At 62.2% G+C, this 13,882-nt stretch carries 7 protein-coding genes; 4 read left to right on the forward strand and 3 right to left on the reverse strand.

The genetic code is table 11. The features are described from left to right. Nucleotides 1-66: 66 nt before the first annotated feature. From BHU62_RS19375 to BHU62_RS19390, 4 genes are read left to right on the forward strand one after another with little or no spacing between them, the layout of a single operon-like run. On the forward strand, nt 67-6,033 hold the full coding sequence (locus BHU62_RS19375) for an alpha-2-macroglobulin family protein (RefSeq protein WP_073533677.1): 5,967 nt from the start codon (nt 67-69) through the stop codon (nt 6,031-6,033). Between the two features lie 49 nt (nt 6,034-6,082). After that, nucleotides 6,083-8,431 (forward strand): penicillin-binding protein 1C, encoded by a 2,349-nt coding sequence (pbpC, locus tag BHU62_RS19380; protein ID WP_073533678.1) that lies wholly within the window; start codon nt 6,083-6,085, stop codon nt 8,429-8,431. 60 nt (nt 8,432-8,491) lie between these two features. Further along, on the forward strand, nt 8,492-9,262 hold the full coding sequence (gene truC, locus BHU62_RS19385; protein WP_073533679.1) for a tRNA pseudouridine(65) synthase TruC: 771 nt from the start codon (nt 8,492-8,494) through the stop codon (nt 9,260-9,262). 33 nt (nt 9,263-9,295) lie between these two features. Beyond that, nucleotides 9,296-9,748 carry a flavodoxin gene (locus BHU62_RS19390; RefSeq protein WP_047729983.1) on the forward strand — a complete coding sequence of 151 codons (453 nt, stop codon included), beginning with the start codon at nt 9,296-9,298 and terminating at the stop codon, nt 9,746-9,748. Between the two features lie 57 nt (nt 9,749-9,805). Here the strand turns inward: BHU62_RS19390 and BHU62_RS19395 are convergent, their stop codons facing one another. From BHU62_RS19395 to glnD, 3 genes are all read right to left on the reverse strand, one after another. Beyond that, nucleotides 9,806-10,195: a DUF3461 family protein gene (locus BHU62_RS19395; protein WP_004931929.1), complete on the reverse strand. Its 390-nt coding sequence runs from the start codon at nt 10,193-10,195 to the stop codon at nt 9,806-9,808. A gap of 129 nt (nt 10,196-10,324) precedes the next feature. Beyond that, nucleotides 10,325-11,149 carry a 2,3,4,5-tetrahydropyridine-2,6-dicarboxylate N-succinyltransferase gene (gene dapD, locus BHU62_RS19400; RefSeq protein WP_004931932.1) on the reverse strand — a complete coding sequence of 275 codons (825 nt, stop codon included), beginning with the start codon at nt 11,147-11,149 and terminating at the stop codon, nt 10,325-10,327. Nucleotides 11,150-11,191: 42 nt separating this feature from the next. Beyond that, on the reverse strand, nt 11,192-13,855 hold the full coding sequence (gene glnD / locus BHU62_RS19405; protein ID WP_073533766.1) for a bifunctional uridylyltransferase/uridylyl-removing protein GlnD: 2,664 nt from the start codon (nt 13,853-13,855) through the stop codon (nt 11,192-11,194). Between the last annotated feature and the right edge of the window lie 27 nt (nt 13,856-13,882).

Raw genomic sequence — 13,882 nt, forward strand, 5'->3', positions numbered from 1 at the left:
CTTTCGGCTCGGTTAAACCGTGGCGGTTGACCGGGGGCTGCATTAGGATGATGAGGTGCTGCAATAATGGATTTATTAAGGTTTATCCTGCGTTTGCCTTTTACCCTGGTTAAGGGCGTGTGCCGTCTGCTGGGCGGGGTGTTGTCGCTGTTGGGGCGGTTGCTGAGACCGCTGGTCGGCAACCTTAGCTGGCGTGCGCCGGCCTGGTGGGCTGTGCTGCCGCGCGGTTTTTTGCGGCTCGAAAGCGGCGTGGATAAACACCCGAAAGCGATCGGTCTGGGCCTGTTGCTGCTGGCGGGTGCCGCAGGCGGCGCGTTTTACGGTTGGCACTGGTGGCAAAACCGGCCCCAGCCGATCGAACCGGCGCCGATGGTGATTCAGGATGTCAGCGCTGAACTGACCAACCCCCAGCCGATAGATTACGCCGCCAGCCGGCAGGCGCCACAAACGGTGAACCTGGCTTTCAGCGGATCGGTTGCGCCGTTGACCGCGGTAGGCAAAGCCGTGAATGCCGGCATCACCCTCAAGCCGACGGCGGAAGGGCAGTGGGCGTGGAGCAATGAGTCGACGCTGGTGTTCACGCCGAAAAAGCCGCTGCCGATGGGCGCGAAGTATGACGTGGCCCTTGAGCCCGCCACCTTGCTGGCGCCGCAGATTAAACTGGCCAAAACCCGCTATACCTTCACCGTTCCCGCGTTCGACTACCGCCTGGGGCAGGCCGAGTACTATCGCGATCCGCAGGATGCGCAGAAGCGCAGTGCGATTTTCAATCTGAAGTTCAACGCGCCGGTCGACGTCGCCAGTTTTGAAAAACAGATTTCACTGGGATTGAAGGAAGGCAGCAACAAGTCTGAGAAGAAATTGAATTTCTCGCTGGTCTATGACGAGAAAAAACTGAACGCCTGGGTGCATTCCGAGCCGCTGCAGCCGTTGGATCAGGGCGGAGCGGTACATCTGACCGTCGGCAAGGGCGTCAAATCGACGGTGGCCGGCAATGCGGTCGAAGAGGCGAAAAGCAACTGGGTGGCGGTGCCGACGTTGTACAGCCTGGCGCTGAGCGACGCCAGCGCGCAGGTCGTGGATACCGACGGCGGTAAGGGGCAGCGCGCGCTGGTGGTCGGTTTCAGCGATGCGGTAAAGGATCAAGAGTTGGCGCGGGCCACCAAGGCGTGGCTGTTGCCGCAGCACGATCCGAGCGACGCCGAGGCCGCCAAGGATGCTGAAGACTTCTATCAATGGACGGTCGACAGCGTCGGCAAGAACGTACTGGCGCAGGCGACGCCGTTGTCACTGACGCTCAACGAGGCGGAAGAGGCCTACCAACCGCAGTTCAGCTTCCGTTTTGAGGCCCCGGCGCACCGCTTTGTGCTGCTAGAAGTCGACAACCAGCTGGTCTCCGCCGGCGGTTACAAAATGCCGAAGAAGGTTTACCGGGTGGTCGAAGTGCCGGAATTCCCGAAATCGCTGCAGTTCATGTCGCAGGGTTCGCTGTTGTCGGTCAACGGCGACAAGCAGATCAGCGTGGCGGCGCGCAACGTGGCGGGCCTGCGCCTGGACATCAAACGGGTGATCCCGAGCCAGCTGCAGCACATCGTCTCCTTCAAGAGCCGGGAATATTCGTCTGCTGAATTCAACCGGCTCAACGACGAATATTTCACCGAGCATTTCAGCTACCAGACGGCGCTCAACAACGAGCGGCCGGGGGAGATGAATTATCAGGGTATCGATCTTTCACGCTATCTCTCCACCAACGCGGATTCCCACCGCGGGGTGTTCCTGCTGACGCTGTCAGAATGGCAGCCGAACCGGAAACCGGCGGCGCAAGAAGAGGCGGGCGCAGAGCAGGATGAGAGCGAAGGGCACGATCAGCCCGACGTCGGCGATTCGCGCTTTGTGGTGGTGACCGATTTGGGCATCGTCGCCAAGAGCTCGCAGGATAAGACACGCGACGTCTTCGTGCAGTCGATCCAAAGCGGTGCACCGGTCAGCGGCGCTAAAGTGTCGGTGGTGGCCAAAAACGGCGTAACGCTGCTCAGCCAAACGACCGGGGCCGAGGGGCACGTGCGTTTCCCGGCGCTTGACGTATACACCAATGAGCGCCAGCCGGTGATGTTCCTGGTGGAAAAAGAGGGGGATGTCTCCTTCTTGCCGACCGGCAGCTATAACGATCGCGGGCTGGACTTCTCGCGCTTCGACGTCGCCGGTGAACAAACGCCGACCGATCCGCGCACGCTCAGCAGCTACCTGTTCTCCGATCGCGGCGTTTATCGGCCGGGGGATACTTTTAACATCGGCCTGATCACCCGCGCCGCCGACTGGAGCGTTGGCCTGGCCGGCGTGCCGGTGCGTGCCGAAGTCCGCGATCCGCGCGACAAGCTGATGACCACCGTGCCGCTGACGCTGGGCGCCAGCGGTTTCAACGAGCTGAGCTATACCACCGATGAAAACTCACCCACCGGCGAGTGGAACGTCTATCTGTATCTGATCGGCAAAAACAACGATACCTCCACGCTGCTTGGCCATACCGCGGTCAATGTGAAGGAGTTCGAGCCGGATCAGCTGAAAGTGAAGTTGGCGCTGACGCCGAATCGCCAGCAAGGCTGGGTCAAACCGTCCGAGCTGAAGGCCAGCATCGATGTGCAGAACCTGTTCGGCACCCCGGCGCAGGATCGCCGCGTGACCACCAAGCTGACGCTGCGGCCGATGTATCCGAGCTTCGATCGTTTCCCGGATTATGCGTTCTATGAAAACCGGCAAAACAGCGACGGGTTCGAAACCGAGCTGGAAGATCGCACCACCGATGAGCACGGCGCGGCCGATATCCCGCTCGATCTGAAATCCTACGCCGACGCTACCTATCAGCTGCAGCTGCTGTCGGAGGCGTTCGTCGCCGGCGGCGGGCGCTCGGTGGCGGCCACCGCCCGCACGTTGGTTTCGCCTTACGATTACCTGATCGGCGTGAAGGCGGATGGCGATTTGGGCTACATCAATCGCGATGCGGAGCGGCACTTGAACGTGATCGCCATCGATCCGAGTCTGAAACAGATTGCCATGCCGAGCCTGAAGCAGGTGCTGATCGAGCAGAAATACATTTCGGTGCTGACCAAACAGGATTCGGGCGTTTACAAATACCAGTCGAAGATGAAGGAAGTGCAGCTGTCGGAACAGCCGCTGGCGCTGAGCGAGCAGGGCACCGATCTGCGGCTGGCGACCGATAAACCGGGCGACTTCGTGCTGGTGATCGAAGATGCGCAGGGCAAAACGCTCAACCGCGTCACCTACAGCGTGGCCGGCAATGCCAACCTGAGCCGTTCGCTGGATCGCAACGCCGAACTGAAGCTGAAACTGAACCAGGCGGAATACCAGCCCGGCGAAGAGATTGAGGTGGCGATCAACGCGCCTTATACCGGCAGCGGTCTGATCACCATCGAGAAGGACAAGGTTTACGCCTGGCAGTGGTTCCACACCGACACCACCAGCTCGGTGCAGAAGATCCGCGTGCCGGCCGGCATGGAGGGCAACGGCTACATCAACGTGCAGTTCGTGCGTGACATCAACTCCAGCGAGATCTTCATGAGCCCGCTGAGCTATGGCGTGATGCCGTTCAAGATCAGCACCAAGGCGCGCCAAAACAGCCTCGAGGTGACGGCGCCGGAGGTCATCAAACCGGGTGAAAACCTGACGATGACGGTCAAGACCGACGCGCCGCAGCAGGTGGCGCTGTTCGCCGTCGATGAGGGCATTCTGCAGGTGGCGCGTTACCGCTTGAAGGATCCGCTGGAGTTCTTCTTCAGCAAGCGCGAACTGAGCGTGAGCAGCTCGCAGATCCTCGATCTGATCCTGCCGGAGTTCAGCAAGCTGATGGCGCTGACCGCGGCGCCGGGCGGCGATGCGGGCGAAGGGCTGGATCTCAATCTCAACCCGTTCAAGCGCAAGCGTGACAAGCCGGTGGCCTATTGGTCCGGCATTACCGAAGTCAGCGGCGAGAAGCAGTTCGTCTACCCGGTACCGGACTACTTTAACGGCAAGATCCGCGTCATGGCGATTTCGGTGACGCCGGAAAAAATCGGCAAGGCGCAAACCGCCGCCACGGTGCGCGACAACTTCATCATGACGCCGAACGTGCCGGCGATGGTGGCGCCGGGCGACGAGTTCGACGTCAGCGTGGGCGTCAGCAACAACCTCGAAGGGCTGAACGGCCAGTCGGTGGCCGTCAACGTCCTGCTGACGCCACCGCCGCAGCTGGAGGTGGTGGGCAATGCGACGCAAAGCCTGACGCTGGCGGAAAAACGCGAAGGCGTGATCGCTTTCCGCCTGCGTGCCAAAGCTGCCCTGGGCGATGCGCCGCTGGTGTTCGATGCCCGTTATGGCGATCGGGCCAGCCGCCGCACCGTCAGCACCTCGGTGCGGCCGGCGGCGCCGTACCGTACCCAGTCGGTGATGGGGCGCATGAACGGCAGCAGCCAGAACGTCGATGGCCTGCGCCAGATGTTCGACGCTTTCGCGCAGCGCAGGGCTGCGGTGTCGAATTCGCCGCTGGTGCTGACCAGCGGGCTGGCGCAATACCTGGCTGATTACCCGTATTACTGTTCTGAGCAGATCGTCAGCCGCTCCATTCCGCTGATGCTGCAGAGCCGACACCCAGAGATGAAAAGCAGCCTGAGCCAGGCGGAAGTCAGCAAGCAGCTGCGCAACCTGTTTGGCGTGCTGCGCGCCCGCCAGAACGACAGCGGGGCGATCGGTGCCTGGCGTTCGTCGCCGGATGCCGATCCTTTCGTTACGCCTTATGTGGTGCAGTACCTGCTCGAAGCCAAAGCGGCGGGCTACGCCTTGCCGGAAGGCATGCTGGACGAGGCCAACGGTGCGTTGCGCGAGCTGGCGGCCAGCGGATTCGACGATCTGTATCTGCTGCGCCTGCGCAGCTGGGCGGTCTACCTGCTGACGCTGCAGGGCGAAGTGACCACCAACTCGCTGGCGGCGGTGCAGGATACGCTGCAAAAGCGCTCTGGCGAAGGGTGGAAAACCGATCTGAGTGCGCTGTATCTGGCTTCTTCCTATCGCCTGTTGAAGATGGACGACGAAGCCGCCGCGCTGCTGCAACCGAGTTGGCAACAGCTGAGCAAGGCGTATGACAGCGCCTGGTGGACGCAGAACTATTTCGATCCGCTGGTGCAAGATGCGACGCGGCTGTATCTGATTACCCGTCACTTCCCGGAGAAGGTAGCGTCGATCCCGCCGCAGGTGCTGGAGAACATGGTCAAGGCGCTGAAAGAAGAGCGCTATACCACCTACTCCTCCGCGATGAGCATTCTGGCGTTGGAAAGCTATTCGACTCAAGTAGCGGCGCAATCCGCCAATGCGGATGCGTTGAGTATCGCGCAGGTGGGCAAAGCCGGCGGCGAGCCGCAGCGCATCAGTGAGCTGCAGGGGCTGTTCGTTCAGGGGCAGTTCAACGCCGATGCCACCGCGGTGCGCTTCAGCAACGGCGGCAGCGCGCCGGCCTGGTATGTGGTGACGCAGGCCGGTTACGACCTGAATGCGCCGCAAAAAGCGCTGTCGCGTGGGATTGAGATCGTCCGCGATTACACCGACGAACAGGGTAAACCGGTGACGCAGGTGACGCTGGGGCAGAAGATCAACGTCCATCTGAAGGTGCGCGCCAACTCGAAAGAGGGGCAGAGCAACCTGGCGATCGTCGATCTGCTGCCGGGCGGGTTCGAAGTGGTGCAGCAGACGCCGCCGGAACCGGCCGATGCCGGCGAGGAGAGCGACGATCGCGGCGGTTGGCAGTCGCCGCTGGCCGCCTCCGGCTCCACCTGGGCGCCGGATTACAGCGATATCCGTGAAGATCGGGTGATTATCTACGGCAGCGCCGGCACCGAGGTGCAGGAGTTCGTCTATCAGATCAAGGCCACCAATACCGGCAGCTTTATTGTTCCACCGGCCTACGGCGAAGCCATGTACGACCGTGAAGTACAGGCCATGTCGGCCGGCGGCGGCAAGCTGGTGGTGGTGCCGGCGGGCAACGACTAGGCCGTATCCGGCGCCAGGCCTGCGTCTGGTGCCGGAATGCTGAGAACGTATGAAGATCCTGACCGGGCGCGTGCTGCAAAACGGCTTGATGGCGGTGTTTTTACTGGCGCTGCTGCTGGCTGCGATTCGGCTGTGGCCGCATCCGCCCTTGTGGCAGGGGCTGCCGCAGTCATCCGTCTATTACGACAGGCACGGCGCGCTGCTGCGTATCACCCTGGCCAACGACGATCGCTACCGGCTGTGGACCCCGCTGGAGCAGGTGTCGCCGCTGGCGGTACGCGGGTTGCTGTTGCACGAAGACCGCTGGTTCTACTACAACCCCGGCTTTAACCCCGTCAGCCTGATGCGCGGCTTTTGGCGCAGCTATGTCGCCGGCGGCAAAATGCAGGGCGGATCGACCATCAGTATGCAGCTGGCGCGCATGCGTTGGCATCTCAATACCCGCACGCCGGGCGGCAAGCTGCTGCAGGTGCTGCGCGCGGTGCAGCTGGAACTCAGTTACTCCAAGCGCGATATCCTTGAAGCCTACCTGAATTACGCCCCTTACGGGCGCAACATCGAAAGCATCGGTGCCGCCAGCCTGATCTATTTCGCCAAGTCGCCGAAGGATTTGACCCTGCCGGAAGCGCTGACGCTGGCGGTGCTGCCGCAGTCGCCCAGCTACCGTCTGGAGCCGAAAACCGGCGTGCTCGGCGCTGCATTGACGCAGGCGCGCAACCGTCTGTTCCAGCGCTGGCAGCGGGTTTACCCGACCGATGCCAGCCAGCAAACGTTGTTCCGCCTGCCGTTGGCGCTGCGGCAGCCTGAGCAAGTGCCCTATATCGCGCCACACTTTATCGAACAGTTGCGCCTGCAGACGCAGCAACTGGTGCAGCGCGATACCCGCGCCGACACCACGTTGGACGCCGGGTTGCAGCGGCTGGTCGAGCGGCAGGTCAACGCCTTTATCGCCCGCAACCGCAGCCGCGGCATCCAAAACGCCGCGGTGCTGCTGGTGGACAGCCGCGATATGGGGGTGCGCGCGTTGGTGGGATCGGCGGACTATTACAATCGGCCGATTCAGGGGCAGGTGAACGGCACCAATGCCAAGCGCTCGCCGGGATCGACGCTGAAACCGTTCATCTACGCGCTGGGCATGGAGCAGGGCGTGCTGCATCCGATGACTATCCTGAAAGACGTGCCCTCGTCGTTCGGCGCCTATGCGCCGGAAAATTTCGACCGGCGCTTTCTCGGCCCGGTGACCGCCACCGACGCGCTGAATTTCAGCCGTAATATTCCGGCGGTGTATGTCGCCTCGCAGCTGCGTCAGCCGACCTTTTATCAGTTTTTGCGTCTGACCGGCGTCGCCAATATGGCCAGCGAGAGCCACTACGGGTTGTCGCTGGTGCTGGGCGGCGGCGAGGTGACGGCACAGGAATTGGCGAAGCTGTATGCGCTGCTGGCGAATCGCGGCGAGCTGCGGCCGCTTCGCATGCAGCTGAACGAGGCCGAATCGACGCCGGTGCGGCTGCTGAGCGAGGAGGCCAGTTTCATCACGCTGGATATGCTGCGCCAGCACCGGCGGCCGGGCGATACGTTGGCGCAGCGTTCTTCTTCGCTGCCGGTGTACTGGAAGACCGGCACCTCCTGGGGTTTTCGCGATGCCTGGAGCGTCGGGATTTTCGGCCCTTATGTACTGGTGGTGTGGGAGGGCAACTTCGACGGGCGCGGCAACAATGCGTTGGTCGGCGCCGAGGCTGCCGCACCGCTGTTCTTCAACATCATCGACAGCGTTAACGCCAGCTACCCCGGCCTGCGGGAACCGAAACACCCGTTCCCCAAACGGCTGCGGCGGGTGGATATTTGCCTCGCCAGCGGCGATCTGCCGACGCCGTGGTGCCAGCAAAAGGGCAAGACCTGGTTCATTCCCGGCAAGTCGCCGATCAAGGTCGACAGCGTTTACCGGCCGGTGGTGCTGGATATTCACAGCGGCGAGGTCGTCTGCCCGCCGTATGACGCGGCGCAGACCCGCACCGAAGTCTTTGAGTTCTGGCCTTCCGATCTGGCCAACGTCTTCGCCCAGGCCGGTTTGCCAAAACGCACGCCGCCGGTCAATCGCTGCAAGGACAACGGCATCGCCGTCGGCGGCAACGCACCGCGCATCACTTCGCCGCTGAAAAACACCACCTATACCCTGCGTCAGTCGCAGCAGGGGCGGGATAAAATCGCCTTCAACGCGGTGACGGACGCCGACAGCAAGACGGTGTACTGGTTCGTCGACGATATCTACCTTGGCAGCAGCGCCAGCAAAAAGCCGATCGACTGGCGGCCAATCAACAACGGGCGCTACCGCATTCGGGCGGTGGACGATCGCGGCCGCGCCGATACGCGCCTGGTGACCATCGAATGGGTGAACTAGCGCTGAGCCGCACGCCTGTTATACTCGCGCCCGAAACGGCTATTTACCTGGGAAAGCGATGTGATTGAGATTTTGTATCAGGATGAACACCTGGTGGCGGTGAACAAGCCGTCGGGCTGGTTGGTGCACCGCAGTTGGCTGGACCGTCATGAAACTCGCTTTATGATGCAGACGGTGCGCGATCAGCTCGGGCAGCACGTCTTTACCGTGCACCGTCTCGATCGCCCGACGTCCGGCGTATTGCTGATGGCGCTCTCCAGCGAGGTGGCGCGCCTGTTGTCGCAGCAGTTCGAGCAGCACCAGGTGCAGAAAACCTACCATGCGGTGGTGCGCGGCTACGTGCAGGAGGGGGCGACCCTCGACTACCCGCTGACGGCCGAGCTGGACAAAATCGCCGATAAACATGCCGATGCCGACAAGGGGCCGCAGCCGGCGGTGACGCACTACCGGCCGTTGGCGCAGGTCGAGATGCCGGTGGCCGTCGGCCGCTACGACAGCGCGCGCTACAGCCTGGTGGAGCTGCAGCCGGAAACCGGCCGCAAGCACCAGCTGCGGCGCCACATGGCGCATCTTCGCCATCCGATCATCGGCGACAGCAAGCACGGCGATCTGCGGCAGAACCGCGGTATGGCGCAGCATTTCGGCTGCCCGCGCCTGATGCTGCACGCCAGCCATCTGCAGCTGGCGCACCCGGTGACCGGCGAGCCGCTGCGGGTGACGGCGCGCTGGGACGAAGACTGGCAAGGGGTGATGGCGCAGTTCGGCTGGGCGGGGGTATTCCCTGAACTTGCCGGGGTTGAGTTTAGTGCGGCTAACGGTCAGGATAGCTGACAATTTTTAAAGGTAATGAAGGGAGTAGGAGCCATGGCTCAGGTTGGTATCTTCGTGGGAACGGTCTACGGCAATTCGCTGCTGGTGGCGGAAGAAGCGCAAAACATCCTCAGCGAGCAGGGCCATGAGGTCAAACTGTTCGAAGAGGGCACGCTGGAGGCCTGGCAGTTTTATCGCCAGCACTACGCGCTGGTGATCACCTCAACCACCGGGCAGGGCGATCTACCGGACAGCATCGCGCCGCTGTTCCACGCCATTCGCGATCGGGTCGGCTACCAGCCGGAGCTGCGCTATGGGCTGATCGCCCTCGGCGACAGCAGCTATGACAACTTCTGCGGCGCCGGGCGCGCGTTCGACGCGCTGCTGCAAGAGCAGGGCGCCACCCGCGTTGGCGAAGTGTTGGAGATCGATGCGATGGAACAGCCGGAGCCGGAAGTGGCCGCCTGCCCGTGGGTCGAGCAGTGGGGCACGCTGCTGCAATCGTAACGTAAAAAGGCGCCGCGAAAGGGCGCCTTGGCGATGATGCGGGTCAACCGATCCGCATTATTTGCCGCGGGTGAGTTTTTCCAGATCGGCTTCGATCTCGGCAATCTTGTGCGACACCACGCCTTCGAGATGGCGCAGGTCGTCGAGGATTTTACGCTTCAGATCCACTTCCACCTGATCGCGCTGGCACAGCTGATCCAGTTCGTCGATCACGTAACGCAGGTTCGGGTTGATCTCGTGAATTTCCTTGTAGCCCTGGCCGGCGTTGTCCGCCACCACGGTTTTACGCTGGCGCGGGTACTTGAACTTCACGCTCTTGGCGAAGAACTCGCCCTTGTCCTTGCGGAAATAGATCTTGAGGATGTCGTTGTTGGCCTCTTGACGCAGGCTATAGCGATCGACGTCTTCCGGTTGATTGATGCCCAAACTCTTCAAGTTATCGTACATACTGCGCCCTCTTTAGATGTGATCGTTATATTCCACGACTGCAATTATGGCGGAAAGCGAGATCTGCGACTGTGACTGCCAGCGAAACGCAGACAAAAAAATAGCGGGTGAATCACCCGCTATTTCAATTTAGTCGATAGTGCGCAATAACTCATTAATGCCGACTTTACCGCGCGTCTTGGCGTCGACTTTCTTGACGATCACCGCGCAGTACAGGCTGTAAGAACCGTCTTTCGACGGCAGGTTACCGGAAACCACCACCGAACCTGCCGGCACGCGGCCGTAATGGATTTCGCCGGTCTCGCGGTCATAAATACGGGTGCTCTGGCCGAGGTACACGCCCATCGAAATCACCGAGCCTTCCTCCACGATCACGCCTTCCACCACTTCGGAGCGTGCACCGATGAAGCAGTTGTCTTCGATGATGGTCGGGTTGGCCTGCAGCGGCTCCAGCACGCCGCCGATGCCGACGCCGCCGGACAGGTGAACGTTTTTGCCGATCTGCGCGCAAGAACCGACGGTGGCCCAGGTATCGACCATGGTGCCTTCGTCGACGTAGGCGCCGATGTTAACGTAAGACGGCATCAGCACGGTGTTGCGAGCGATGAACGCGCCCTGGCGCACGGTGGCCGGCGGCACGACGCGGAAGCCTTCCTTCTGGAAACGCGCTTCGTCGTAGTCGGCGAACTTCATCGGCACCTTGTCGTAGTAGCGGGTTTCCGCGCCGTCCATCACCTTGTTGTCGTTGATACGGAAAGAGAGCAGCACGGCTTTCTTCAGCCACTGATGGGTGACCCATTGACCGTCGATCTTCTCGGCGACGCGCAGGGCACCGCTGTCCAGCAGGCCGATCACCTGGTTTACCGCTTCGCGCGTTACGGTGTCTACGTTCGCCGGGGTGATGTCCGCACGGCGTTCGAAGGCGCTTTCAATAACGTTCTGTAATTGCTGCATGCTGTTCTCTTTCCTGATGTTGTCGGTAAAAAGTTACTTGTATCACATTTTATCGTTTGGGGTGAGGGCCTCTGTCAACCGTTGCTCCAACTTTCTGCGCGTTTCCTGATCGAGCGCGCGTCGCTCGCCGTCGGCCAGGATAAACAAGTCCTCGACCCGTTCGCCTATGGTGGTAATGCGCGCGCCGTGCAGCGACAGCCCCAGATCGGCGAACACTTCGCCCACCCGCGCCAGCAGGCCGGGCTGATCGAGTGCGATCAGCTCCAGGTAGCTGCGGCGATCGGTGTGGGTCGGCAGGAAGGTGACCTCGGTCGGCACGCTGAAGTGACGCAGCTTGGAAGATGGCCGGCGCACGCGCGGCGGCTGGTATTCCCGCTGGGTGATGGCCTGCAGCAGCGCCTGGCGGATCGCCGCGTGGCGATCCTGCGCCAGCGGGCTGCCGTCCGGCTCCAGTACGATAAAGGTGTCCATCGCCATGCCGTCGCGGTTGGTGAAGATCTGCGCGTCGTGCACGCTCAGGTTGCGGCGGTCCATCTCCCCGGCGACGGCGGCGAACAGGTAGGGGCGATCCGGGCTCCAGATAAAGATCTCGGTGCCACCGCGCGTCGCCTGGCGGCTGACCAGCACCAGCGGCTGGGTGGAGTCGTGGGCCAGCAGGTGGCGGGCGTGCCAGGCCAGCTGGTTCGGCGAGTGGCGCAGGAAATAGTCGGCGCGGCAGCGGCTCCAGATGCGGTGCAGCGCCTCTTCGTCAATGTTGTCCATGCGCAGCAGTGCCAGCGCCTGCAGGCGATGGTGGCGCACGCGTTCGCGCAGATCCGGGCTGTTCTGCATGCCGCGGCGCAGCTGCTTCTCGGTGGCGAAGTACAGCTCGCGCAACAGGCTCTGCTTCCAGCTGTTCCACAGGGTTTCGTTGGTGGCGCAGATATCCGCCACCGTCAGGCACACCAGGTAACGCAGGCGGGTTTCGCTCTGCACTTCGCTGCTGAACTGTTGGATCACCGTCGGATCCTGAATATCGCGGCGCTGTGCGGTGACCGACATCAGCAGGTGCCAGCGCACCAGCCAGGCCACCAGTTGGGTTTCGCGCGAGTTGAGACCGTGCAGTTCGGCGAACTCCACCACGTCTTCCGCGCCGAGGATCGAGTGATCGCCGCCGCGCCCTTTAGCGATATCGTGGAACAACGCCGCTAACAGTAATAATTCCGGATGCGGCAGGCGTGGGTACAGCTCCACGCACAGCGGATGGCGCGGCCGGGTTTGCGCATCGGCGAAGCTCTCCAGTTTCTGCAGCACGCGAATGGTGTGCTCGTCGACGGTATAGGCATGGAACAGGTCGAACTGCATCTGCCCGACGATCTTGCCCCACTGCGGCATATAGGCCCACAGCACGCTGTGACGGTGCATTGGCACCAGCGCGCGCGACACCGCACCGGGGTGGCGCAGGATGGCCATAAACAGATCGCGCGCTTCCGGGATGGTGCACAGCGGCTGTTTCAGGTGGCGGCGCGCGTGGCGCAGCTGGCGCACGGTGGTGGAGTAAATGCCCTTGATCTCGCGGTTGCGCACCATCAGGTAGAACATGCGCATGATGGCTTGCGGCTCGCGGATGAACAGCGTCTCGTCGCGCAGATCGATCAGATCGCCGCGCAGTTGGAAATCGTCGTTCAGCGGGCGCGGCTTCTCGGTGGCGTCCAGCGCCAGGATGGCTTCGTCGAACAGCTGCAGCAGCATGTGGTTCAGCTCGCTGACGCGCCGCGTCATGCGGTAGAAGTCTTTCATCATGCGCTCGACCGGCTCGTTGCCTTCGCCTTCATAGCGCAGCAGCTGCGCGACGCTGAGCTGGCGATCGAACAGCAGGCGGTTGTCGTAACGCGGCAGCACCAGATGCAATGCAAAACGGATACGCCACAGGAAGCTCTGGCACTCGTTCAGCTCGTTGCGCTCGGCTTGGGTGAGGAAACCGAAGCCGACCATTTCGTCCAGCGAGGTGGCGCCGAAATGGCGCCGCGCCACCCACAGCAGGGTGTGGATGTCGCGCAGGCCGCCGGGGCTGCTTTTGATATCCGGCTCCAGGTTATAGCTGGTGCCGTGGTAGCGCTGGTGGCGCTCCTGCTGTTCGTTGACCTTGGCGTGGAAAAACTGCGGCGAAGGCCAGAAGCCGTCGCTGAAGATATGTTTTTGCATCTGCAGGAACAACGCGACGTCGCCGCAGATCATGCGCGATTCGATCAGGTTGGTGGCCACGGTCAGATCCGCCAGCCCTTCCAGCAGGCACTCTTCCAGGGTACGCACGCTGTGGCCCACTTCCAGCTTGAGATCCCACAGTAGGGTGATGAATTCGCCGACCCGCTGCGACTGTTGCTCCGTCAGCCGACGCTGGCTGAGCACCAGCACGTCGATATCCGACAGCGGGTGCAGTTCGCCGCGGCCGTAGCCGCCGACCGCCACCAGTGCAGTTTCCGGAATCGCTTCGAAGCCGTAGAACGTCCACAGCCGGCGCAGCAGGCGATCGATGAAATCACTGCGCGCCGCCACCAGGCTTTCGGCGCTGGAGCCTGCGTCGAACGCCGCCGCCAACCACAGCTGGAACTGCTCCAGCCGCTGTTTCAGCACCGGGCAGGTGAGCTCGTCATCGCCGTAGGCGCTGGGAGAGGCGGACGGCATCGGCACGGCCGGGGCCGCCGGTTGAAGGAGATTGTCAGACATAGTGCGCAGCCCATAAAAAAGGCCGGC

The sequence above is a fragment of the Serratia marcescens genome (genome assembly GCF_001902635.1).
Classification (GTDB): Bacteria; Pseudomonadota; Gammaproteobacteria; order Enterobacterales; family Enterobacteriaceae; genus Serratia; species Serratia marcescens_F.

Excerpts from the sequence above, each read along its gene's own strand:
- BHU62_RS19375 (WP_073533677.1), top strand. The coding sequence starts at position 67 with ATGGATTTATTAAGGTTTATCCTGCGTTTGCCTTTTACCCTGGTTAAG.
- pbpC (WP_073533678.1), top strand. The coding sequence starts at position 6,083 with ATGAAGATCCTGACCGGGCGCGTGCTGCAAAACGGCTTGATGGCGGTG.
- BHU62_RS19390 (WP_047729983.1), top strand. The coding sequence starts at position 9,296 with ATGGCTCAGGTTGGTATCTTCGTGGGAACGGTCTACGGCAATTCGCTG.
- BHU62_RS19395 (WP_004931929.1), bottom strand. The coding sequence starts at position 10,195 with ATGTACGATAACTTGAAGAGTTTGGGCATCAATCAACCGGAAGACGTC.
- dapD (WP_004931932.1), bottom strand. The coding sequence starts at position 11,149 with ATGCAGCAATTACAGAACGTTATTGAAAGCGCCTTCGAACGCCGTGCG.
- glnD (WP_073533766.1), bottom strand. The coding sequence starts at position 13,855 with ATGTCTGACAATCTCCTTCAACCGGCGGCCCCGGCCGTGCCGATGCCG.